We start from the raw sequence: 23,241 nt of genomic DNA, 5'->3' as shown, positions 1-23,241 counted from the left end.
GCCACCCGGTCATGCCACCATCTTCCGGGCGGTGACTGGTGATACGAGACCAAGAAGAGACAGAGACGACGAAGGGGCAGGATGTGCGGCCTCCCGGAGCGGCGAGCGTGCCACCGGCCTCCTCGGCGGCCGCCGCCGAGTCGCCGGACGGCCCGAGCGGGCACGATGGGCGGCACGGGCCGGGTGTGCGCGACGAGCGGCACGACCAGCACCGGCAGCACCAGCAGCGCGCGCAGAAGGAGCCGGCAGGGGTGAACGCGCAGGGGCGTGTCGACGGCGTCTCCGGGGACGAGCCGCTGCTCGCCGCCCGGGTGCACCGTCCGTCCGACCTGCTGCGGCTGCTCATCGGCCTGCTGGCGATCGCCGTCGTCATCGCCATCGCGGCCTTCGCCCACGGCACCACGTCGGGCCTTGAGCAGGACATCAACAAGGGCACCGGCCAGGCGCCCGACGTGTTCGTCAAGCTCGCCGGCCTGGTCTCCAGCATCGCCGTGCTGCTCGTCCCGGTCGCCTTCGCGATCGAGCGGCTGATCAAGCGGGACGGGCTGCGCATCGCCGACGGTGTCCTCGCCGCCGTGCTGGCGCACGGTGTCACCCTCGCCACCGACCTGTGGGTGGCCAGGGCGGCGCCCGGCACCATCCAGGACGCGCTGACCCAGCCGCAGTCCGGCGGCGGGCTGACCGACCCGGTGCACGGTTACCTCGCGCCCGTCATCGCCTACATGTCCGCCGTCGGCATGGCCCGCAGGCCGCGCTGGCGGGTGGTGCTGTGGATGGTGCTGCTGCTGGACGCGTTCGCGATGCTGGTGGCCGGCTACACCACCCCGTTCTCGATCATCCTCACCGTGCTGATCGGCTGGACGGTCGCGTACGGCACGCTGTACGCGGTCGGCTCGCCGAACGTCCGCCCCACCGGCCAGACGCTGCTGGCGGGTCTGCGCCATGTGGGGTTCCGCCCGGTCAGCGCGATGCGCGCCGAGGACGTGCCCGACTCCGCCGAGCAGGGCGAGCGGGGCCGGCGCTACCTGGTCACCCTGGAGGAGGGCCCGCCGCTCGACGTCACGGTGGTGGACCGCGAGCAGCAGGCGCAGGGGTTCTTCTACCGGGTGTGGCGCCGGCTGACACTGCGCGGCATCACCACCCGCCGCTCCATCCAGTCGCTGCGCCAGGCCCTGGAGCAGGAGGCGCTGCTGGCGTACGCGGCGATCGCCGCCGGCGCCAACGCGCCGAAGCTGATCGCCACCTCGGAGCTGGGGCCGGACGCCGTGATGCTGGTGTACGAGCACCTGGGTGCCCGTTCCCTGGACGCGATGACCGACGAGGAGATCACCGACCAGGTGGTCAGGGGCGCCTGGAAGCAGGTCAAGGCGCTCCAGTCGCGGCGGATCGCCCACCGCAGGCTGACCGGTGACGCCCTCCTGGTGGATCGTTCCGGCAGAGTGATCATCACAGATCTGCGGGGTGGCGAGATCGCCGCCGGCGATCTGGTGCTGCGGATGGACATCGCGCAGCTCCTCACCACGCTGGGCCTGCGCGTCGGCGCCGAGCGCGCGGTGGCCGCCGCGGTCGGGGTGCTCGGCCCCGACAAGGTGGCCGACTGCCTGCCGCTGCTCCAGCCGATCGCGCTGAGCCGGTCCACCCGCGCGACGCTGCGCAGGCTGGCCCGGGAGCGCTCGCAGCGCGAGCGCGAGGCGGTCCTCGCGGCGTCGGAGGCCGCCCGGCACGCCCGGCTCCAGGAAGCCCAGGAGGGCCAGGCGGGCCAGAAGGCCGACCGCAGGACGGCGCGGGCGGAGAAACAGGCCGAGAAACGGGCCCTGGACGAGGCGCTGGACGAGGCCCGCGAGGAGGACCTGCTGGCCCAGATCCGCCAGCAGGTGCTGCTGATCCGCCCGCAGGCGCCGGTCGAGCCGGTCCGGCTGGAGCGGATCAGGCCCCGTACGCTCATCAGCCTCATCGCCGGCGCCATCGCCGCGTACTTCCTGCTCTCCCAGATCGCCCGGACCCCCCTGTCGACCATCGGCCAGGCGCACTGGGGCTGGGTGTCGGCCGCCGTGCTCTTCTCCGCGCTCAGCTATGTGGCGGCCGCGATGAGCCTGCTCGGTTTCGTGCCCGAGCGGGTGTCGTTCCTGCGCACGGTGGTGGCGCAGGTCGCCGGGTCGTTCGTCAAGATCGTCGCCCCGGCGGCGGTCGGCGGGGTCGCGCTGAACACCCGCTTCCTCCAGCGCTCCGGGGTGCGCCCCGGCCTGGCCGTCGCCAGTGTCGGCGCGTCCCAGCTCTTCGGGCTCGGCGCGCACATCCTGCTGCTGCTGGCGTTCGGCTATCTGACGGGTACCGAGAAGACCCAGGACTTCACGCCGTCCAGGACCGTCATCGCGGGCCTGCTGACGGTCGCGGTGCTGGTGCTGGTGGTCACGGCGATCCCGGCGCTGCGCAAGTTCGTCTCGACCCGGTTGCGCTCGCTGTTCGCCGGCGTGGTGCCGCGCATGCTGGACGTGCTCCAGCGGCCGGTGAAGCTGATCACGGGCATCGGCGGGATGCTGCTGCTGACCGCCGCGTTCGTGCTCTGCCTGGACGCCTCGATCCGGGCCTTCGACGGCGGCGACCAGCCGCTGAGCTACGCCAGCCTGGCCGTGGTGTTCCTGGCGGGCAACGCCCTGGGGTCGGCGGCGCCGACACCGGGCGGGGTCGGCGCGGTCGAGACGGCGCTGACGTTCGGCCTGGTGGCGGTGGGGTTGCCGCTGGAGGTCGCGACGCCGGCCGTACTGCTCTACCGGCTGCTGACGCTGTGGCTGCCGGTGCTGCCGGGCTGGCTGTCGTTCAACTTCCTGACCCGCCGGGAAGCCCTCTAGCCCGGCGCCCGCCCATCGGCCCCGCAGGACGGGCGTGCCCGCCGGGCGCCGGGAAGGACGGGCGTGGCGCGCACCGGGCGGGTGTCCTGCCGTACGGAACGGCTGGGCGCCCGCGCGGGACGGGCGCCTGCCGTGCCGGGCGGATGCGCGTTCCCATGAGAGGGCCCGCACCTGCCAGGAGGAACATCCATTCTTCCTTGCACATGCGAGCACTGACGGCCTAGATTGCCGCACATGCGGTCCTACACCACTCAGCGGGCGGCGCGGCTCCTCGGGGTCAGCGCCGACACCGTGCGCCGCTGGGCCGACGCCGGCCGGCTGCCCACCCGGCGGGACGAGACGGGCAGGCGGCTCGTCGACGGACCCGACCTGGCGGCCTTCGCGGTGGAGCTCGCCCAGCAGACCGACGAGCACGGCGAGGTGCCCTACACGACCGCGCGCAACGCCTTCGCCGGGATCATCACCGCCGTGAAGCTCGGCGATGTCGCCGCGCAGGTCGAGATCCAGGCCGGCCCGCACCGGCTGGTGTCGCTGCTGACCCGGGAGGCCGTCGAGGAGCTGGGCCTGGAGGTCGGCATGGAGGCGGTGGCCCGGGTGAAGTCCACGAATGTCCATATCGACCGTGCGTGACGTCTTGAGGGTGGGTCCCATGCGCCGTATCGCTGCCTCCGTGCTCGCCGCCGCCGTGCTGGTTCCGCTCGCCGGCTGCGGCGGCCCGGCCTCTCCCGAGGCCGGTGACAGGGCCGGGAGCGCGCCCGCCGGTGCGGCCGGGCGGACCGGACTGACCGTGCTCGCCGCCACCTCGCTCACCGAGGCCTTCACGGTGGCGGGCGCGGCGTACGAGAAGTCCCACCCCGGCACCGAGGTGACCTTCTCGTTCGCCGGGTCCCAGGAGCTGGCCTCGCAGGTACGCCAGGGCGTCCCGGCCGACGTCCTGGTCACCGCCGACACCGCCACCATGGACGGGCTCAGGGGTGAGACCGGCGACCCGGTCGTCATCGCCCGCAACCGGCTCACCATCGCCACCGCCAAGGGCAACCCGGAACGCATCACCGGCCTGGAGGACCTCTCCAGGAGCGGACTGAAAGTGGTGCTCGCCGCCCCCGAGGTGCCCGTGGGGCGCTACAGCAAGAAGATCCTGGACGCCGCCGGGGTGACGGTGAAGCCGGTCTCCCAGGAGCCGAACGTGCGGGCCGTCCTCAGCAAGGTCGAGGTCGGCGAGGCGGACGCCGGTCTGGTGTACGAGACGGACGCCAAGGCCGCCGCCGGGAAGGTCGGCACGGTCGCCCTGCCGGACGCGCGGAACGCCGTGGCCTCCTACCCGGCGGCGACGCTCGACTCCTCCGACGACCGGCGGGCGGCCGGTGACTTCGTGAAGTGGCTCGGCTCCGCCCAGGCGCGGGCACTGCTGCGCGACGCCGGTTTCCGGACGCCGTGAGGCCGGCGTGACGCCGTCGCGCCGGGCGCCCCTGGCCCTCGTCCTGCCCGCCGCCCTGGCGGTGGTCTTCCTGATGCTGCCGCTCGCCGGGGTCCTCGCGCACGCCCCCTGGGGCAGCCTGCCCCGCCGGCTGACCGCCCCCGAGGTGCGCGAGGCGCTCACCCTCTCACTGGTCGTCTCGGGCTGGGCCCTGTTGCTGTCGTTGCTCATCGGGGTGCCCCTGGCCTGGGTGCTGGCGCGGCTGGAGTTCCCGGGCAAGGCCCTGGTGCGGTGCCTGGTGATGCTGCCCATGGTGCTGCCGCCGACGGTGGCGGGTGTGGCCCTGCTGCAGGGCTTCGGGCGGCGCGGGCTGCTGGGCGGGGCGCTGGACGAGTGGTTCGGCGTGACCCTGCCGTTCTCCACCTCGGGCGCCGTGGTGGCCTCGGCGTTCGTGTCGATGCCGTTCCTGGTGATCAGCCTGGAGGGCGCGCTGGCCGGGCTGCACCCCCGCTACGAGGAGACCGCCGCGTCCCTGGGCGCCTCCCCGCTGCGTACGTTCCGCACCGTGACCCTGCCCATGGTGGGGCCCGGGCTGGTCGCCGGGGCCGCGCTGAGCTGGGCGCGGGCGCTCGGCGAGTTCGGCGCGACGATCACTTTCGCCGGCAACCTGCCCGGCACCACCCAGACCCTGCCCCTCCAGGTGTACCTGCTGCTCCAGAACGACCCGGACGGGGCGGTCGCCGTGTCGCTGCTGCTGCTGGTGGTCGCCACGGCGGTCCTGGTGGCGCTGCGCGGCCGGTGGCTCGGCGGCGGGGTGCGCGAGGCCCGGCCCGCCTCGGGGGAACGGGACGACCCGGAGCCGGACGCCGCGCGGGACCCGGCCGCCGAGGACACCGGGGCGAGGGGGTACGGCTCCGAGAGGTGGCCGCTGGACGCCGGGGTCACCGGATTCACCGCCCTGTCACTGGACGTCCCGGCCGGGACGACGGTCGCCGTGGTCGGGCCCAACGGGGCCGGCAAGACCACCCTGCTGCGGGCCCTGCTGGGACTGACGCCACGGGCCACGGCGGAATCGCTGCGGCTGGGCGGCCACGAGGTGGCGGGGCTGGCCCCGCACCGGCGCGGGATCGCCTGGGTGCCGCAGGACGGCGCGCTGTTCCCGCACCTGTCGGCACTGGCCAACACCGCGTACGGGTTGCGCGCCCAGGGCGTGCCGGCCGCGCGGGCGCGCCGGGAGGCGCGGGGCTGGCTGGAGCGGCTGGGCGTGGGCGCCCTCGCGGACCGCAGGCCCGGGCAGCTCTCCGGCGGCCAGGCCCAGCGGGTGGCGCTGGCCAGGGCGCTGGCGGCCCGGCCCCGGCTGCTGCTGCTGGACGAGCCGCTGGCGGCGCTGGACCAGACGACCCGGGCGCGGGTACGGCACACACTGCGCCGGCATCTGGCCGGGTTCCCGGGCGTGTGCCTGATCGTGACGCACGACCCGGTGGAGGCGGTCTCGCTGGCCGACCGGGTCCTGGTGCTGGAGGAGGGCCGGCCCGTGCAGTTCGCCGAGCCCGCCGAGGTGGCCCGGCACCCGCGCTCGCCGTGGGTGGCGCGGATGCTCGGCCGCAACGCGTGGCCGGGCACGGCGCGCGGCACCGCCCTGGAGCTGGCCGGCGGCGCGCGGCTGGTGACGGCCAGCGACGCGGCGGTGGCCGGACCCGCGCTCGCGGTGGTCGCCCCCGAGGCGGTCTCGCTGCACCGTGCCCGGCCCTCGGGCAGCCCGCGCAACGTGTGGCGGGGAACCGTCCGCGAGCTGACCGCCCAGGGCGGCCGGCTGCGCGTCCTGGTCACCGGAGCCCCGGCCGGGGAGGAGCGGCCGGTCCCTGAGGTGGTGGCGGAGGTCACCCCGGCGGCGGCCGCGGAACTGGGCCTGGCGGAGGGCACGGAGGTGTGGGCGAGCGTGAAGGCGACGGAGATCACGGTCGTACCCCTGTAGCGGCGCGCCGGGCGGACCCGGAGCGCCGCACCCGGTGAGCGGTACGCGCCGGTCGGGCGCACCGGTCGGCAGCAGAGGCCCGGCGGACCCCGGCGGGCGCCCCGGGAGCGGCGCCCCGGGCGGGTCGCCCGCATGGACCGCCGGCGCGGGCGGGGGGCGGGCGGGGGGCGCACGATGAAGGCATGCCGACCATCCGCGCTCCCCGGCGTGCCTCCGCCCGCCGCCCCCGGCGGGCCGCCGCTGTCGCCGCCGCGACCGCCGCCGTGCTGATCGCCGCAGGCTGCTCCGACAACGGCACGGACCGGGGCGGGCGGGACCCGGACCGGCCCGAGGACCTGGCCGCCCAGAAGCTGGAGTGGTCGAAGTGCCCCGCGCCCTCCGTCGACGAGGGCGGGGGCACCGCGCCCTCCCCGCTGCCCGGCGGCGCCCAGTGGGAGTGCGCCTTCATGGACGCCCCGCTCGACTACGCCGACCCCGGCGGCGAGACGATCGAGCTCGCCCTGATCCGCGCCAAGGCCCGCGACCGGAGCAGGCGGATCGGCTCCCTCGTCTTCAACTTCGGCGGCCCCGGCGGCTCCGGCATCACCGCCCTGCCGTCCTTCGCCAAGGACTACGAGCCGCTGCGCGCGCGTTACGACCTGGTCAGCTTCGATCCGCGCGGGGTCGGCCGCAGCCAGGGCGTGGAGTGCCAGGACGACCAGGAGCTCGACGCGTTCTACGCGCTGGACTCCTCACCGGACGACGCCGGTGAGGAGAGGGCGTACCAGGAGGGCCTGGAGAAGTTCACCGAGGCGTGCGAGAAGAACTCCGGCCCCCTGCTCCCCCACGTCGGCACCACCAGCGCGGCCCGCGACATGGACCTGATGCGCCAGGTCCTCGGCGACCGGAAGCTGTACTACTTCGGCATCTCCTACGGCACCGAACTCGGCGGCGTCTACGCGCACCTGTTCCCCGGGAACGTCGGCCGGGCCGTCTTCGACGCCGTCGTGGACCCCACCGGGACGGCCGAGCAGGGGGCGCTCGGCCAGGCCAAGGGGTTCCAGCTCGCGCTGGACAACTTCGCCCGGGACTGCGTACGCCGGGGCGACGCGTGCAAGCTGCCCGGCCGCGATCCCGGGGAGATCGAGCGTTTCATCACCGGGCTGCTCGCCGAACTCGACAAGAAGCCCGTCCCCGGTATCGGCGACCGCCGGCTCACCCAGTCCCAGGCCACCAACGGCATCGCCCAGGCGCTGTACTCCAAGGAGTACTGGCCGTACCTGGAACAGGGTCTGGACGAGGCGGACGGCGGCGACGGAGCCCTGCTCCTGGCCCTGTCCGACTCCATGAACGGGCGCGACCAGAACGGTGACTACAGCAACGTCCAGGCCGCCAACGCGGCCATCAACTGCGCCGACGACAAGGCCCGCTTCTCGCCGGCGCGGACCAGGGCGGCGCTCCCCCGGTTCCGGGCGGCCTCCCCGGTCTTCGGCGACTTCCTCGCCTGGGGCCTGCTGACCTGCTCCCGGTGGCCGGTCCCCGGCGCCTCGGAGCACCCCGACGTCAGCGCCCCCGGCGCGGCCCCCGTCGTCGTCATCGGCAACACCGGTGACCCGGCCACGCCGTACGAGGGCGCCAGGGCGATGGCGGCCGCGCTCGGCAAGGGTGTCGGGGTGGAGCTGACGTACCGGGGTCAGGGGCACGGCGCGTACAACAGCGGTGACCGGTGCGTCCAGCGGGCCGTGAACGCCTATCTGCTGGACGGCAGGGTCCCGGCCGCCGGAACGGTCTGCCCGTAGCGCCGCTCGCTGTCGGTGGCGGCGCCTAGGATGGCCGTTCGGCGAACGGACGTTTGGGGGGCAACACATGTCCATGCGGGTACGGGCGGGGGTCCTGGCCGTCGCGGCGGTGCTGGTGGCCGGGCCGGTCGCGGGCTGCGACAGCGCGCCCGACGACCACGGCGGCGCGGCCCTGCCCCCGACGGGCCAGGCGGCCTCGCTGCCCGCCGCGTTCACCGCGCAGCGGCCCGAGTGGCGCGCGTGCGAGGCGCCCGAGGGCGAGGAGCCGCCCGGCGGACAGTGGCGGTGCGCCAGTGTCGAGGTCCCGCTGGACTACGAACGGCCCTCGGCCGGGGACCCGGTCGCGATCGCGCTGATCCGCAAGGAGGCCCGCGACCAGGACCGCCGCATCGGCTCGCTGCTGTTCAACTTCGGCGGCCCCGGCGCGTCCGGCGTCGGCATGCTGCCCTCGTTCGCCGACCAGTACCACGACCTCAACAGCCGTTACGACCTGGTCGGTTTCGACCCGCGCGGCGTCGCCCGCAGCTCCGGGGTGGTGTGCCGCGACGACGAGGACCAGGCAGCCGCCGAGGCGCGGATCGACCTCACACCGGACACCGACGCCGAGACGGCCGCCTTCCTGCGGGACGGCGCCGAGTTCGGCAGGGGCTGCGCCACCCGGGCCGGCGAGCTGATCGCCCATGTCACCACGGCCAACGCCGCCCGGGACATGGATGTCGTCCGTCACGTGCTGGGCGACCGGAAGCTGAACTACTTCGGGATCTCCTACGGCACCCAGCTGGGCGGCACGTACGCGCACCTGTTCCCCGGGAACGTCGGGCGGACCGTGCTGGACGCCGTCACCGACCCGACGGCCGACGCGATCGGCCACGCCCGCAACCAGACCACCGGGTTCCAGCGGGCGCTGAACAACTACTTCGAGTCGACCGGCGAGGGCGCCGAGGCGGGTACCGCGCGCGTGGCCCGGCTGCTGCGGCGGCTGGACCGCGAGCCGCTGCCGGCCGGCGGCGGCCGTGAGCTCACCCAGAGCCTCGCCGTCACCGGCATCGTCTATCCGCTGTACGGGCAGAGCATGTGGCCGCGGCTGACCGACGCCCTGGAGGAGGCCGAGAACGGCAGGGGCGACGGGCTGCTGCGCCTCGCCGACCTCTACAACAACCGTGACGAGCGGGGGCACTACGGCACCGAGCAGCACGCGCAGCGGGCGATCTCCTGCGCCGACAGCAGCCAGCGGCCGACCGCCGCCCAGGCGAAGGCGCTGCTGCCGGAGTTCCGGCGGATATCCCCGGTCTTCGGCGAGTTCCTGGCGTGGGACACGGCCGGCTGGTGCGCGCGGTGGCCGGTGAAGGGCGAGGCGGCCACCTGGGAGGCGAGCGCGCCGGGCGCGGGCCCGGTCCTGGTGGTGGGCACCACGGGCGACCCGGCCACGCCGTACGAGGGCGCCCGGAGGATGGCGGACGAACTGGGCGCGGGCGTGGGCGTCCTGGTCACCAACAAGGGTGAGGGGCACGGGGCCTACGGCACCTCGTCCTGTGTGACGCGGACCGTCGACGACTACCTGCTCAAGGGCGAGGTGCCGGCCGACGGCACGACCTGCGCACGCTGAGGCGCGGGGCCGGGCACACGGAAGGGCCGGACCCCTTCCGGGCCCGGCCCGAGCACCGTACTTCGCCGTACCGGGACGCCTAGTAGATCGGCTTCTCCGGCTCGACCTGGTTGACCCAGCCGATGACGCCGCCACCGACGTGGACCGCGTCGGCGAAGCCAGCCGACTTCAGCACCGCGAGGACTTCCGCACTGCGGACACCCGTCTTGCAGTGCAGGACGATCCGCTTGTCCTGCGGGAGGTCCTGGAGGGCGCTGCCCATCAGGAACTCGTTCTTCGGGATCAGGCGGGCGCCCGGGATGGAGACGATCTCGTACTCGTTCTGCTCACGGACATCGATGATGTCGATCTTCTCGTCCGCGTCGATCCACTCCTTGAGCTGCTTGGGAGTGATCGTGGAGCCGAGCGCCGCCTGCTGGGCCTCCTCGGAGACGACGCCGCAGAAGGCCTCGTAGTCGATGAGCTCGGTGACGGTCGGGTTCGCGCCGCAGACCGCGCAGTCGGGGTCCTTGCGGACCTTGACCTGGCGGTACTGCATCTCCAGGGCGTCGTAGATCATCAGGCGGCCGACCAGCGGGTCCCCCACGCCGGCCAGCAGCTTGATGGCCTCGGTCACCTGGATGGAGCCGATGGACGCGCAGAGCACACCCAGCACGCCGCCCTCGGCGCAGGAGGGCACCATGCCCGGCGGCGGTGGCTCCGGGTACAGGCAGCGGTAGCAGGGGCCGTGCTCGGACCAGAAGACGGACGCCTGGCCGTCGAAGCGGTAGATCGAGCCCCATACGTACGGCTTGTCCAGCAGCACGCAGGCGTCGTTGACGAGGTAGCGGGTGGCGAAGTTGTCCGTACCGTCCACGATCAGGTCGTACTGGCGGAAGATGTCCATCACGTTCTCGGCCTCGAGCCGCTCTTCGTGGAGGATCACGTTCACGTACGGGTTGATGCCCAGGACGCTGTCGCGCGCGGACTCCGCCTTGGAGCGGCCGATGTCCGACTGGCTGTGGATGATCTGGCGCTGCAGGTTCGACTCGTCGACCTCGTCGAACTCCACGATGCCGAGCGTGCCCACGCCCGCCGCGGCCAGATACATCAGCGCGGGCGAGCCCAGCCCGCCGGCGCCCACACAGAGAACACGGGCGTTCTTCAGCCGCTTCTGCCCGTCCATCCCGACGTCCGGGATGATCAGGTGGCGGGAGTACCTGCGAACCTCGTCTACGGTGAGCTCGGCAGCCGGCTCAACCAGGGGTGGCAGCGACACGGGGTCTCCGTTGGTCGGATGTCAGTACGGTTGTTCTCCCCGTAACACTGCCACGGCCCTTCTCATTCCGAGACACCCGGTCCAAGCTGCGAGACAGGTTCGTCCCAGTAGCCGGGCAGCGCCGCGTATGGCCGGTTCTGTCCGGTCCGGCCGGCGCACCGTACCGGGGGTGCGGGCCGCCCGGCGCCCCGGCGGATCAGATGCGGCACGCCGCCTCCATCCAGATGTCGGCCAGGGACTCCTCCAGGTTGATCCGGGGCCGCCAGCCGAGCCGGTCGCGCGCCGTCCGGACGTCCGCCTGCTGCCAGCTCCCGCAGCCGTCGGGGTACGGGTGCGGCCCGCCCGGCTGATGGTCCATCAGCGACTCGCCCCGCTGGACGCCGATCGGGGGGCGGACGGGGCCGTCCAGTTCGTGCAGGGCGCCCGGGTAGCCGGCGACCCTGGCCAGCACGGCCGCCGCGTCCCGCAGCCGGACCGCGCGGCCGGTGCCGATGTTGACGACGCCCTGCGCCGCCGAGAGGGACGCGGCGTGCACGGCGCGCGCCACGTCCCGTACGTCGACGAAGTCGCGCTGCGCCCCCAGCCCGCTGAGCTTCAGCTCGCCGTCACCGGACTGCATCGCCCGGCGCATCGCCTCGGCGAGCCGCCCCAGCGGTGAACCGGCCGGGGTGCCGGGGCCGACCGGTGAGAACACCCGCAGCACCACGGCGTCCAGACCGGAGCCGAGGACCAGTTCGGTGGCGGCCAGCTTGGACACGCCGTACGGGCCGCCCGGACGGGGCACCGCGTCCTCGGCGGTGGACGAGCCGGGCTGCGAGGGCCCGTACTCGGAGGCGCAGCCGACCTGGACCAGGCGCGCCCCGCAGCCGCTGCGCCGCAGCGCCTCGCAGACGGTGGCGACGGCGACGGTGTTGTGCCGGGTCAGGTCCCGGGCGCCGCCCCGGGTGGTCCCGGCGCAGTTGATGACGACACCGGGGTGGACGGCGTCCAGGAACCGGGTGAGGGCGCCGGGGCTGCCACCGGCCAGGTCGAACCGCACGTCGGCGTCGTCGCCGCGCCCGAGGGCGGTGAGGTGCACGGCCGGGTCGGCGAGCAGCCGCTCGGCGACGAAGCGGCCGATGAATCCATTGGCACCGAGCAGGAGCACCCTCATCGCGCAGCCCCTTCGTGCCGGCCGGCCGTTGCTGGGGGTTGGGTGGTCATCTTGGTCGTCTCCTTGGATGGGCGGCGCGTGGCCGGGTGACCTACGGACGTATGACGTGCCGGCACGGGTCGGGCCGACAGGGGGGTGGCGGGCCGCCGCCGGGTGGGGCGCGGTCGCGTCACCCGGTGGGCCGGACGGCGGCGTGCGTGGAGGCGCGGGTGAGCACGGCCGTGGCCCGGGCCAGCAGGGCGAGCGCGGCCACCCCGCAGACCAGGGCGGGCACCGCGGCGGCTCCGCCCGCCCCGGTCACCGCCCCGACCGGCCGGGCCAGCACGTCGCAGCCGGGCAGCCGGGCGGCCAGGACCGAGGCGAGGGCCAGCGCCTCGGCGGCGCAGGCGGTGAGCAGGACCGTGGCAGCGGCATCCGGCCGGCCGTGCGCGGACAGCAGGCGGGCCAGGAAGAGCAGGGCGCCGAGGGCGGCGACGGCGACGAACGGAGCGGCCCCCGGCCCGGCCGCGCCCGGGTCCGCGCCCGCCTCCGGCACCCCGGCGGAGCCCGCGCCCGGGTCCGGGGCCGGCGCCAGCACGGCCGCCACCAGCCGGGCCGACACCAGCGCCCCGGCCAGCGCCGTGAGGTACAGCGCGACGACCCCCAGCAGGAGCGACCGGGTCCGGGCGGTGAAGTCCCGCAGGCCGCGGCTGCCCGCCAGCCCTCGGCGGGCGCCTTTCGCGAACAGGCTCGCGCACCAGACGGCGGGTGCCACCGCGAGGGCCAGCCCGAGCAGCGCGCCCGGGTCGGGGGGCCGGGGCCCGTCCGGCCCGCCGGTCAGGAGCCTGATCAGCAGGCCGTCCCCGAAGGCGGCGTACGCCAGCAGCCAGCCGGCGCACGCGCCCGTGCCCGGCACCGGGCGTCCGGTGGCGCGCAGCGGGCCCCGCCGCAGCGCGGTCACGAGCGCCACCGCGCACACGACCGCGCCCAGCGCGCCGACCGCGAGCCGCGCGCGCCCTTCGGCCGCCGCGAGGCCGCCCAGGGTGAGGGCGCAGACGGCGCCGGGCAGCAGCGGGAGCAGCGCCCGGCCGGCCGCCCGTACCGCCGCGCCCACCGGGCCGGCGGCGTCCGGGTCCGCGGCGGTGTCCGGGTCCGCGGCGGTGCGCGGGTGGCCGGTACCGCCGCGCGGGACGCGCGCGTACAGCTCCTCGGCGAGGCCGAAGACGTCCCGGTGCCGGAAGCGGGCCGCGGTGCGGTCGGTGAGCCCGTGCGCCTCCAGTCCGGCGGCGATCTCCAGGGGGTCGACGGCCCGTTCGCACAGGTCCCGGTGGAGGTGCAGGGCTTTGACGGGGTCGGCCGGGCCGCGCCGGCCGGCCGGTTCGAGGGCTCCCTCAGCCATCGCCGCCTCCCGTTCCGCTGCCCGCGCCGACCGGCTGCCCGGCCCACGACGGGACGGGGCGGTGGCCGGGTCCGGGCGGGCGGCCGTGGTCCCGGCTCGTCCAGTGGCCCGGCAGGTACGCCTCGGCCGGGTGCGCGAACGGCAGTGGTTCGCCGTCGGCGTCCACACCCTCCGCGTCCCGGCGCACCGGGGAGCGGGCGACGAGTTCCAGGTAGATCTCCTGGAAGGCCGCGAGGTTCTGCTCGACGGAGAACAGCTCCAGCGCGCGGGCGCGGGCGGCGGCGCCCAGTCGGTCCCGGCGCTCCGGGTCGCGCAACAGCGCGAGGCAGGCGTCGGCGAGTGCCCGCGGATTGCGCGGAGGCACGACCAGCCCCGTACCGCCGATGACCTCCACCACGGCACCGGCGTCCGTGGAGACGGTGGCCCGGCCGCAGAGCATGGCCTCGGCCAGGGTGGTCGGGAAGCCCTCGACGACGCTGGAGAGGACGACCAGGGTCCCCGCGCCGTACGCCGCGGGGAGGTCGGGGGCGCACGGGCCGCCCAGCTCCTCGAAGGAGACCGGGTTGTCACCCACGGCGTGCGCGCCGGTGGCCTCGTCGGGGAAGAGCTGTGCCGCCAGGGCCTGGCAGTGGGCCAGGTAGGAGGCGGCCTCCGGCGTGTGGCGGAGCGGCGCGGGGGCCGCCGGCCCGGCGGGCGCGGCAGGGGCGACGGACGTGGTCCGGCTCAGCAGCGTGGCGGGTGCGGCGGGTGCGGCCCGGTCGGCGGGGGTGGCGGGCGTGGCCCGGCACGCGCACGTGGCGGATGCGGCGGGCGTGGCGGATGCGGCGGGCGTGGCGGGCGTGGCGATGATTCTCAGCCGCGTCCCGGGTTCCGCCTTGCGCACCTCGGCGAAGGCGTGCAGGAGGCCGACGAGGTCCTTGGCCGGTGCGATCCGGCCGACCCACACCAGGGTGCGCGGCTCGCCCGGGTCGCCCCCCTCGCCGACCGCCGCGAACCGGTCGGCGTCGATACCCGGGTGGACGACGCGCAGCCTGGCCCGGTCGGCGCCGCACTTCTCCTGCCAGCGGCGGGTGTGCGCGTTGCCGGGGGTGATGACGGCGGCCTGGCGGTACACCTCGGCGGCCAGGAGGCGGTGGAAGGCGGCGAGCAGGGCCCGTACGGGAGTGCTCAGCGGCGCGTCGATGGTCGCGAGGTAGTGCGCGCGCAGGTGTGCGCCGTACTCGGTGACCACCAGTGGTACCCCGAAGAAGCGTTTGGCCAGCAGGCCGGGCAGGGCCGTGGTGCCACCGGAGGCGGCATGGCAGACGTCGACCGCGCCGAGGCCGTCCGGGCCGTCGTACCAGTCGAGCGACAGCGGGCGCAGGGCGCGCTCCAGCTCACCGGCGAAGGCGAGGTGGTCGGGCAGCGAGGCGTCGTGGACGTCCCGGCGGGCACCCGGGGCGCGGCAGGCGGACTCCACGGCGCGCACGACGGCCTCGGACCGGAGCGCGGTGCCCAGACCGCCGCGTTCCCGGGCCAGGTCGGCCAGTCCGTACAGCCCTTCGGCGAAGCCGGCGGCGTCCCCCGTCCCGCAGACGGCGGACGTCAGCAGCGCCAGGTGCCCGGCGAAGCGCCGCCGGTCGCGCCGGCCCGGACGGCCGCCTCGACCGCGCCCGGGGCGACCGCCGCCACCGGCTGCCCCCCGGGGCGTGCCCGGGCTCGCCCGGCGCGCCGGGCCGCTCCACCACGCCCCGGCACCGGGGCCGCCGCCCGGCGCGCCGCCCAGCGCGTGGATGTCGAACGCGTGCTGTGCGAGCCCGCTGACGAGCCGGTCGCACCAGAGCCTGGACTCACCCGTGGCATACGGGTGATCACCGTTGGTGATCAGTCCGATCCGCACGAGTACACCCCCGATCTCCCTTGTGTGCGGCCGCCGTTGTTCCGGCGACTCGCAGCGGGACGAACGTAAGCGGAGATACCGGCCGCGCGACGGACGGTTGTCCATCGCGCCACCGGAAGGGGTGAATGCACGTGACTTTCCCGCGCCGTCCGCGTTCCGTCGCGCTGGGCCGGGGGCGGGGCGGCCCGCCGCGCCCGGGGCGGCGGGCCCGGACCGGGCGCGGCGGGCACCGTCAGCCGCCGGGGAACACCCAGGGGTTGGGGCGGCACTTGACGCCGTCGATCTCCAGCGACTTGGTCTGCTGCTGCATCACGGGCGCGAGCGCCCCCGGGGTGCGGCAGCTGACGTGGTTGTGTCCCAGCCGGTGCCCGACCTCGTGGTTGATCAGCATCTGCCGGTAGGGGTGCATCGCGTTGACGCCGTACGTGGGCGAACCCTGGGCCCACCGGTAGGCGTTGACCATCACGCGCTCGGTGGCCGCGGAGTCGCAGGAGACGTTGTCGATGGTGGTGTCCAGACCGGACTTGGCACACCAGACCGCGGTGGTCCCTGGACTCGCCAGCGTGACCACGAAGTCCGCCGCGCCGGTGGAGACCCGCTCGAACGTCATGGCCCCACCGTGCGCCCAGCTCCGCTCGTCGTTCAGGGTCTGGTGGACCGCCCGGGCGAACAGCCCGGCGTCGAGCGCGAGCCCCTTCTCGACATCGACCCGGTACCGCACCTTGCGCCCCTGGCCGGGGGCCTTGTCGAGGCCCGGTACGGCCTGGAAGACGCCGGTCGCGCGCAGCCGGGGGTCGAGCGGGAACCGCCGCGTCATCAACTGGTCGTAGGTGGCGGGCGCGGGCGGCTTCGGCACGGCGCGGGAGGGCGCCGAGCGCCCGTATGCGTCGGAACGGGACGCCGGGTCGTGTCCGGCGGCCCGTTCGGCGGCCCGGACCGGCGGCCGGGCGGTGTCGCGGTCCTGCCCGGTGCCGCCGACCTGGCCGGCCACGACGACGGCGAGGACGGTGGTGACGGCCGCGGCGGCCACACCGGTGAGGGTGCGGCCCTTGCCGGGCCCGCCGGTACCGCTCTTGACCGGGACGCCCTCGACGGGCCGGCCGGCGCCGGGAGCGCTCCTGACGGTTCCGTCGCCGGCGCCGCCCTGCCCGGAGCCGGCGCGGCCGGCGGCCGGTCCACGCCCCGGCGCTCCGGGCTCCGGTTCGGCCGCCGGACGCCCCGGGGCCCGGTCGAACGCGTCGAGGAACTCCCGGCGCGGGCCCGGTATCCGCGTCCCGGCCGCCGCACCGGCAGCCGTCCCTGCCGACGCCGGGTGTGCCAGGCCGGTCCTCGGCGCTCCGGGCCGGTCGCCGTACTGCCGGTCGCCGTACCCACCCGGTCGCGGCTGCTGGGCGCGCGGGGGCTGCGGCTGCGGCTCGGGGTGCCCGCCGCGCACCTCCTGGGCGTCGCCGAACGACGTGCCGTACGGAGCCGGCCGCTGCGGCTGCGCCTGGTCCGGCGGCGTGCGGTGCTGCTCGAAGCCGGTGGCGGCGGTCCTGCGGCGGCGCCCGGTGCCCGGCCGCTCCGCGGGCCTGGCGGCCGGCTGCCCCTCGCCACCGGTCCTGGCCACCGGGTCAGGGGCGGTGCCGTTCTCCGGGCTCCGTTCGGAGCCCTGAGGCGCGGGGCCCCTGCGACTGTGCCGTCCCACGCCCCGAATCAGCTCCCGCCGTTGTCGTCCATCAGTTCCCGTACGGCCCTGGCGACCGTCTGCGGGTACTCCATCATCGCGACGTGCCCGGCGTCCGGAAGCGTCAGGAGCCGGGAGTCCCGGAAGGCGGCCGCCGCCCTGCGCGCCATCCGGAACGAGACGAGCTGGTCACGCCCCCCGTACACGAGCAGCGTCGGCGCGAGCACCCGCTCCGCCTGCCGCCACAGCCCGTGCTGACCCCCCAGTGTGTACGCGTCCACGATGCCGCGCGCGGAACGCGCCATCGCGTCCCAGAAGTACGGCAGCCGGAGGCGCCGCTCCATCTCCTCCACGGCGTTGCGCAGCCCCTCGTCGGTGACCCGGCCCGGATCCCCGTAACAGAGTGCCATCACTCCGCGCACCCGCTGCTCGGCCGTCCAGTCGCGGGTGAGCCGGGAGAAGAGCGTGGCGACACCGGGCACCGCGAGCAGTCCGGTGGGCCATGCGCCGCGCTGGGCGCGCAGCTCGGGCAGCGCGGGTGAGACCAGGGTGAGGGTGCGGACGAGGTCGGGGCGCTTGGCGGCGATCCGGGTCGCGATCGAGCCGCCCAGCGAGTTGCCTATGAGGTGCACGGGGCCGCGTCCGCCCGCGTCCAGGTACCGGACGACCGCGCGGGTGTGGCCGGCCAGCGAGTAGTCGCCGTCGTCGGGCGGCGGGGAGTCCCCGAAGCCCGGCAGGTCGATGGCCTCGCCGTCCACGACGTCCTCGAGCAGCGGCATCAGGTCCGACCAGTTCTGCGACGAACCGCCGAGCCCGTGCACGTAGAGCGCGGGCGGCAGGCCCGTGCGGTCGGACGGCCGGAAGCGCACACTGAGGGTGACCCCGGGCAGCGCGACGGTGCGCAGCCGCTCCCCGTCCGCGACCCGTACGGTGCCCACCCGTGGCCCGGCCGCGGCCGCGGCCAGAGCGTCCGGCAGATCGGTCGAAGACATGCGGCAATGTTACGAGATGATCACGTGACCAATGATGTGTTCGCCGTCACAGGATGGCATGGCGTCCAGGAGGGGTACCTCATACGCTCGTACTGAGGGCGTGCCCCCGCCCGTCCATGTGAAAGGGAGCCCATGACCATCGACGCGACCGCTGCGGAGAACTTCGATCCCGAGGACCGGGAGCCGACCGTCGACCTCACCGAGGAGACCCCGGAGGCCGACGCGGCCGAACAGCACACGGAGCTGCGGCAGCGCGGGGACGACCCGCTCACCCGGATCGATCCGGACGTGGCGAACGAGGCGGACGCCGCGGAGCAGGCCCGGGTGGTCGAGCTCGATGAGGACGACTACCGCTGATTTGACCGGTTTTACCGGTGAACCTCCGGCTGCCCCGGCCGTCCGGTACGTGAAATTCTGCGCTCGCACCGCGCACGTCCGGGTTACCCAAAAGTACGATGGCGGGCGCGGCGCGACACCGCACATGGATCGATTTTGGGAGGCGGCGTGACAGCCATCGAGCAGACAGAGGCGGCGCGCCCGCGGGGCACCCGCCTGCCGCGCCGAGCCCGACGCCATCAGCTTCTCGGCGCGGCCCAGGAAGTCTTCGTCGCACAGGGGTACCACGCGGCCGCGATGGACGACATCGCGGAACGGGCCGGTGTCAGCAAGCCGGTGCTCTACCAGCACTTCCCCGGCAAGCTGGAGCTGTACCTGGCTCTGCTGGACCAGCACTGCGAGTCGCTGCTCCAGGCGGTGCGCACCGCGCTGGCGTCCACCACGGACAACAAGCAGCGCGTGGCGGCCACCATGGACGCCTATTTCGCGTACGTGGAGGACGAGGGCGGCGCCTTCCGCCTCGTCTTCGAGTCCGACCTCACCAATGAGCCCGCGGTGCGCGAGCGGGTCGACCGGGTGTCGCTCCAGTGCGCCGAGGCCATCTCCGAGGTGATCGCCGAGGACACCGGGCTGTCCAAGGACGAGTCGATGCTGCTGGCCGTGGGCCTGGGCGGGGTCTCGCAGGTGGTCGCCCGGTACTGGCTGTCCAGCGGGTCGTCCATCCCGCGCGACACGGCGGTGCAGCTCCTGACCTCACTGGCCTGGCGCGGCATCGCGGGGTTCCCGCTGCACGCCACCGAGGGCCACTGAGCCGGAGTGAGCCGGAGGCGGACACCGGTTGTTCGCTCCTGGCGTGCACGGGCGGGCCGTGCCCCGTCCCCTCTCCGGGCTAATGTGTGCTGGGTACGGCGCGGCTGACCGCGCAACGCTGACCGTTCGGAGGGACATAGCCGTGGAGGTCAAGATCGGCGTGCAGCACGCGCCCCGGGAGATCGTTCTGGAGAGCGGGCTGTCCGCCGAGGAAGTCGAGCGCTCGGTTGCCGACGCGCTGGCCGGCAAGGCGCAGCTGCTCAGCCTCACGGACGACAAGGGCCGCAAGGTCCTGGTGCCGGCCGACCGGATCGCCTACGTGGAGATCGGCGAGCCGACGGCCCGCCGCGTGGGATTCGGCGCGCTCTGAGCAGTACGGCGTGAGGGCCCGGCGGGGGAACGACCCCGCCGGGCCCTTTCCTTACCCCGGTCCGGCCGGGGCGGCGACCCGGCGGGCACGCGGGTGGCACCCGGGTGGCCACCGGGCGTCGGGCGGTACGGACCGGTGTACGGGCGTGCGGCGTACGTGCCCACGTCCGGGTCCGCGAACCGGCCGCCGGGTGGCGCGATGGTTGCCCCCCGCGTGCTCCGGGTAGTACGGGCTACGACCGTTTTGCCCGCCCCGCCGTCCGCGAGGTGATCAGCAGTGTTCTGGGAAGCTCTCGGCTCCGTCGTACTGGGACTCGTACTGTCCTGGGGAGCCGTCCACCGACTGGCCGACCGGCTTCCGTCGAGCCGCACGGTCTTCGTCACCGGTGTGCTCGGCGCCCTGTTCGGCGCCCTGCTGACCCATGCGGCGCTCGGCCCCGGACACGTACTGGGCACCCTGCTCGGCGCGGCCGCGGTCGGAGCCGTACTGCTCTCGCTGCTGCTGAGGCCCGCACCCCGCCGTCTGCGCCGATCGGCGGCGGCGTAACCGCCGCCGCGCCCCCGGCCCGTTCCCGGCCCATTCGGCCCGCCGGCCCTCAGGCGGCGAGACCCAGCGCGGCCATGCGCTTGGTGTGCGCCTTGGTGATACGGGAGAACATCTCCCCCACCGCCGCCAGGTCGAAGCCGTCCGCGACCCCGCCCACCAGCATCGTCGACAGCGCGTCGCGCTCCGCGACCACCCGCTGGGCCTGCGACAGCGCCTCGCCCATCAGCCGGCGCGCCCACAGCGCGAGGCGGCCGCCCACCCGGGGGTCGGCCTCGATCGCGGCGCGCACCTTCTCGACGGCGAAGTTCCCGTGCCCGGTGTCGTCCAGCACCGTCAGCACCAGCGCGCGGGTGTCGGAGTCCAGCCGGACGGCGACCTCGCGGTAGAAGTCGCTGGCGATCGAGTCGCCGACGTACGCCTTGACCAGGCCCTCCAGCCAGTCGGACGGCGCCGTCTGGCGGTGGAAGTCGTCCAGGGCCTTGGCGAACGGCTCCATCGCGGCCGTCGGCGCCACGTCGATCGCGGCCAGCCGGTCACGAAGGCGCTCGAAATGATGGAATTCGGCGGACGCCATCTTCGCCAGTTCCGCCTTGTCGTCCAGCGTGGGCGCCAGCTTCGCGTCCTCGGCGAGCCGCTCGAAGGCCGCCAGCTCCCCGTAGGCGAGCGCGCCGAGCAGGTCCACGACGGCCGCGCGGTACTGCGGGTCGGCGGAGGCACCGGCCCAGTCCTGGGCGGCGATCCCGGTCGGTTCTTCGGCGGCAGTGGCGTTGTCAGACGTCTCCATGAAGCGCACAATAGCCCGCCGCCGGTGTCCCGGACGGGCCTGGCCAGTCAGTGTGACGTCCCCCTCCTTGTGAATCAGCCCCACAAACCTGCGCGGATCCGGGGTACAGTGGTATTGCGCCTGTTGAGTGCTCGGTCCTGTTCCTGGGGCGGCTCGGCGGGCCATCTCATGAAGAGGATGCCCGGTCGGTGGCCCGATCGGCTCCGACCCGACAGCCCTCCGTGCGCAAGTGCCGCACATGAGGGGCCCTCAGCGGTATGACGCTCGAGCGACGGCAGTGGTCCCGTGCCACCCGGCTGCGATCCCGCGATCCCAGTGGCCCGCGGCCGGACAGTCACCGGCACGGTAGGACCCCCAGCGTTCGCCTCGTACCGCGTCTCACAGAAGAGGCAGCACCCTGACTACGACTTTCCGAGAGCTCGGAATCCTTCCCGAGACCGCCGAGGCGCTCGAAGCCGTCGGCATCGTCGCCCCGTTCCCCATCCAGGAGATGACCCTTCCGGTCGCGCTCTCCGGCACCGACGTCATCGGCCAGGCCAAGACCGGCACCGGCAAGACGCTCGGTTTCGGCCTGCCGCTGCTGGAGCGGGTCACCGTGCCCGCCGACGTCGAGGCGGGCCGGGCCAGGCCCGACCAGCTCACCGACGCCCCGCAGGCGCTGGTGGTCGTCCCGACGCGCGAGCTGTGCACCCAGGTCACCAACGACCTGCTCACCGCCGGCAAGGTCCGCAATGTGCGCGTGCTGGCCATCTACGGCGGCCGGGCGTACGAGCCGCAGGTCGAGGCGCTCAAGAAGGGCGTCGACGTCATCGTCGGCACCCCGGGCCGCCTGCTCGACCTGGCCGGCCAGCGCAAGCTGGACCTCTCCCACGTGCGCGCCCTCGTCCTCGACGAGGCCGACGAGATGCTCGACCTGGGCTTCCTGCCCGACGTCGAGAAGATCATCAACATGCTTCCGGCGAAGCGCCAGACCATGCTGTTCTCGGCCACCATGCCGGGCGCGGTCATCGGGCTGGCCCGTCGCTACATGTCACAGCCCACGCACATCAGCGCCACCTCCCCCGACGACGCGGGCGCGACCGTCGCGAACACCACGCAGCGCGTCTACCGCGCGCACTCGATGGACAAGCCCGAGTTGGTCGCCCGGATCCTGCAGGCCAACGGCCGCGGGCTCGCGATGATCTTCTGCCGCACCAAGCGGACGGCCGCCGACATCGCCGACCAGCTCGCCCAGCGCGGCTTCGCGTCGGGCGCGGTCCACGGCGACCTGGGGCAGGGCGCCCGCGAGCAGGCGCTGCGCGCCTTCCGCAACGGCAAGGTCGACGTCCTCGTCTGCACCGATGTCGCGGCGCGCGGCATCGACGTCGAGGGTGTCACGCACGTCATCAACTACCAGTCGCCCGAGGACGAGAAGACCTACCTGCACCGCATCGGCCGCACCGGCCGCGCGGGCGCGTCGGGTACGGCCGTGACCCTGGTCGACTGGGACGACATCCCGCGCTGGCAGTTGATCAACAAGGCGCTGGACCTGGGCTTCCCGGACCCGCCGGAGACGTACTCCACCTCTCCGCACCTGTTCGAGGAGCTGGACATCCCGGCCGGCACCAAGGGCGTCCTGCCCCGTGCCGAGCGGACCCGCGCGGGTCTGGGCGCGGAGGAGCTGGAGGACCTGGGCGAGACGGGCGGCCGCGGTTCGCGCGGCAAGCGCCCGGACCGTTCCGGCCGTCCGGAGCGTACCGAGGAGCGCCCCGAGCGCACCCGCACGCCCCGCCAGCGTCGCCGGCTGCGGGCCGGCGCCCCGGTGGACGGGACGCCGGAAACCTCCGCGACGACCGCGCCCGCCGAGACTCCGGCGACCGCCGGGGCCGCCGTGGCCGAGGCGCCCGCCGAGGTCACCGCGCCCCGTGCGCCCCGCCGTCGTCGCCGCACCCGTGCCGGTGCCGGTGCCGGTGCCGGTATCCCGGCGGAGGCCACGGTGAGTGAGGCCGCCGCCACGGTGACCGAGGCCCCGGCCGCCACTCCGGTCGCCGAGCCGGAGGCCGCTCCGCAGTCCGCTCCGGAGGCCGCCGAGACCAAGCCCCGCCGCCGCACCCGCAAGGCCGCCGAACCGGCCGAGACGGTCACCGAGGCCCCCACGGCCGAGGCGCCCGCCGAAGCCCCGGAGGCCACCGAGGCCAAGCCGCGCCGCCGCACCCGCAAGGCCGCGCAGCCCGCCGAAGCCCCGGAAGCCCCGGAAGCCACCGAGGCCAAGCCCCGCCGCCGCACCCGCAAGGCCGCCGAACCGGCCGAGGCAGTGACCGAGGCCCCCGCGGCCGAGGCCAAGCCCCGCCGGCGCCGGGCGGTCAAGGTCGCCGCGGCGCAGCCGGAGAGCTGAGGCGAGCCGCGGCACCACTGGATGGCCCCGTCCCCCCGCAGAGGGGACGGGGCCATCCGGCTAGCCTCGT

General features: G+C 74.8%; 18 protein-coding genes. 11 read left to right on the top strand and 7 right to left on the bottom strand.

The window, feature by feature from the left end:
* Positions 1 to 38: 38 nt before the first annotated feature.
* The 6 genes from AB0H53_RS01085 (at position 39) to AB0H53_RS01060 (ending at position 9,625) form a co-directional block, all read left to right on the top strand.
* Positions 39 to 2,849, top strand: coding sequence for a lysylphosphatidylglycerol synthase domain-containing protein (locus tag AB0H53_RS01085; RefSeq protein ID WP_362105181.1), 2,811 nt, complete (start codon positions 39 to 41; stop codon positions 2,847 to 2,849).
* A gap of 234 nt (positions 2,850 to 3,083) precedes the next feature.
* Positions 3,084 to 3,479: a helix-turn-helix transcriptional regulator gene (locus AB0H53_RS01080; protein WP_362105178.1), complete on the top strand. Its 396-nt coding sequence runs from the start codon at positions 3,084 to 3,086 to the stop codon at positions 3,477 to 3,479.
* A gap of 19 nt (positions 3,480 to 3,498) precedes the next feature.
* Positions 3,499 to 4,287 carry a molybdate ABC transporter substrate-binding protein gene (gene modA, locus AB0H53_RS01075; RefSeq protein WP_362105175.1) on the top strand — a complete coding sequence of 263 codons (789 nt, stop codon included), beginning with the start codon at positions 3,499 to 3,501 and terminating at the stop codon, positions 4,285 to 4,287.
* Positions 4,288 to 4,294: 7 nt separating this feature from the next.
* On the top strand, positions 4,295 to 6,241 hold the full coding sequence (locus tag AB0H53_RS01070; RefSeq protein WP_362105173.1) for an ABC transporter permease: 1,947 nt from the start codon (positions 4,295 to 4,297) through the stop codon (positions 6,239 to 6,241).
* A gap of 182 nt (positions 6,242 to 6,423) precedes the next feature.
* The gene (locus AB0H53_RS01065) at positions 6,424 to 8,019 is read left to right on the top strand and encodes an alpha/beta hydrolase (protein WP_362105170.1); all 1,596 of its coding nucleotides are present in this window, start codon (positions 6,424 to 6,426) and stop codon (positions 8,017 to 8,019) included.
* 67 nt (positions 8,020 to 8,086) lie between these two features.
* Complete coding sequence (locus AB0H53_RS01060; RefSeq protein WP_362105167.1) at positions 8,087 to 9,625, top strand: alpha/beta hydrolase; 1,539 nt, start codon at positions 8,087 to 8,089, stop codon at positions 9,623 to 9,625.
* Between the two features lie 79 nt (positions 9,626 to 9,704).
* Here the strand turns inward: AB0H53_RS01060 and moeZ are convergent, their stop codons facing one another.
* From moeZ to AB0H53_RS01030, 6 genes are all read right to left on the bottom strand, one after another.
* A complete protein-coding gene (gene moeZ, locus AB0H53_RS01055; protein WP_362105164.1) occupies positions 9,705 to 10,883 on the bottom strand; it encodes an adenylyltransferase/sulfurtransferase MoeZ in 1,179 nt (392 codons plus the stop codon).
* Positions 10,884 to 11,079: 196 nt separating this feature from the next.
* Positions 11,080 to 12,036 carry an NAD-dependent epimerase/dehydratase family protein gene (locus AB0H53_RS01050; RefSeq protein ID WP_362105161.1) on the bottom strand — a complete coding sequence of 319 codons (957 nt, stop codon included), beginning with the start codon at positions 12,034 to 12,036 and terminating at the stop codon, positions 11,080 to 11,082.
* 169 nt (positions 12,037 to 12,205) lie between these two features.
* Complete coding sequence (locus tag AB0H53_RS01045; protein WP_362105158.1) at positions 12,206 to 13,414, bottom strand: hypothetical protein; 1,209 nt, start codon at positions 13,412 to 13,414, stop codon at positions 12,206 to 12,208.
* A complete protein-coding gene (locus AB0H53_RS01040; RefSeq protein ID WP_362105156.1) occupies positions 13,407 to 15,293 on the bottom strand; it encodes a glycosyltransferase in 1,887 nt (628 codons plus the stop codon). The genes AB0H53_RS01045 and AB0H53_RS01040 overlap by 8 nt, the downstream gene beginning before the upstream one ends.
* Positions 15,294 to 15,525: 232 nt before the next feature.
* Positions 15,526 to 16,980 carry a DUF3152 domain-containing protein gene (locus AB0H53_RS01035; protein WP_362105153.1) on the bottom strand — a complete coding sequence of 485 codons (1,455 nt, stop codon included), beginning with the start codon at positions 16,978 to 16,980 and terminating at the stop codon, positions 15,526 to 15,528.
* Positions 16,981 to 16,988: 8 nt separating this feature from the next.
* Positions 16,989 to 17,951, bottom strand: a complete 963-nt coding sequence (locus AB0H53_RS01030; RefSeq protein ID WP_362105150.1) for an alpha/beta hydrolase — start codon at positions 17,949 to 17,951, stop codon at positions 16,989 to 16,991.
* A gap of 132 nt (positions 17,952 to 18,083) precedes the next feature.
* Here AB0H53_RS01030 and AB0H53_RS01025 point away from each other — a divergent pair, with 132 nt between their 5' ends.
* The 4 genes from AB0H53_RS01025 to AB0H53_RS01010 all read left to right on the top strand — a co-directional run bounded on the left by AB0H53_RS01025 (position 18,084) and on the right by AB0H53_RS01010 (position 20,013).
* Entirely contained in the window at positions 18,084 to 18,308 is a 225-nt protein-coding gene (locus tag AB0H53_RS01025) for a hypothetical protein (RefSeq protein ID WP_362105147.1), read from the top strand.
* 147 nt (positions 18,309 to 18,455) lie between these two features.
* Positions 18,456 to 19,097, top strand: a complete 642-nt coding sequence (locus tag AB0H53_RS01020) for a TetR/AcrR family transcriptional regulator (RefSeq protein ID WP_362105144.1) — start codon at positions 18,456 to 18,458, stop codon at positions 19,095 to 19,097.
* Positions 19,098 to 19,239: 142 nt separating this feature from the next.
* Positions 19,240 to 19,467, top strand: coding sequence for a DUF3107 domain-containing protein (locus AB0H53_RS01015; RefSeq protein ID WP_362105141.1), 228 nt, complete (start codon positions 19,240 to 19,242; stop codon positions 19,465 to 19,467).
* A 276-nt stretch (positions 19,468 to 19,743) separates the two neighbouring features.
* Positions 19,744 to 20,013 carry a hypothetical protein gene (locus AB0H53_RS01010; RefSeq protein ID WP_362105138.1) on the top strand — a complete coding sequence of 90 codons (270 nt, stop codon included), beginning with the start codon at positions 19,744 to 19,746 and terminating at the stop codon, positions 20,011 to 20,013.
* Between the two features lie 49 nt (positions 20,014 to 20,062).
* Here the strand turns inward: AB0H53_RS01010 and AB0H53_RS01005 are convergent, their stop codons facing one another.
* The gene (locus AB0H53_RS01005) at positions 20,063 to 20,797 is read right to left on the bottom strand and encodes a ferritin-like fold-containing protein (protein ID WP_362105136.1); all 735 of its coding nucleotides are present in this window, start codon (positions 20,795 to 20,797) and stop codon (positions 20,063 to 20,065) included.
* Positions 20,798 to 21,287: 490 nt separating this feature from the next.
* Between AB0H53_RS01005 and AB0H53_RS01000 the strand changes: the two genes are divergently transcribed.
* Complete coding sequence (locus AB0H53_RS01000) at positions 21,288 to 23,171, top strand: DEAD/DEAH box helicase (RefSeq protein ID WP_362105133.1); 1,884 nt, start codon at positions 21,288 to 21,290, stop codon at positions 23,169 to 23,171.
* The last annotated feature ends 70 nt before the right edge of the window (positions 23,172 to 23,241 follow it).

The sequence above is a fragment of the Streptomyces sp. NPDC050856 genome (assembly GCF_040653855.1).
GTDB lineage: Bacteria > Actinomycetota > Actinomycetes > Streptomycetales > Streptomycetaceae > Streptomyces.
The sequence above is the reverse complement of the archived record's forward strand: the minus strand, read 5'-3'. Positions and strand labels throughout refer to the sequence as shown.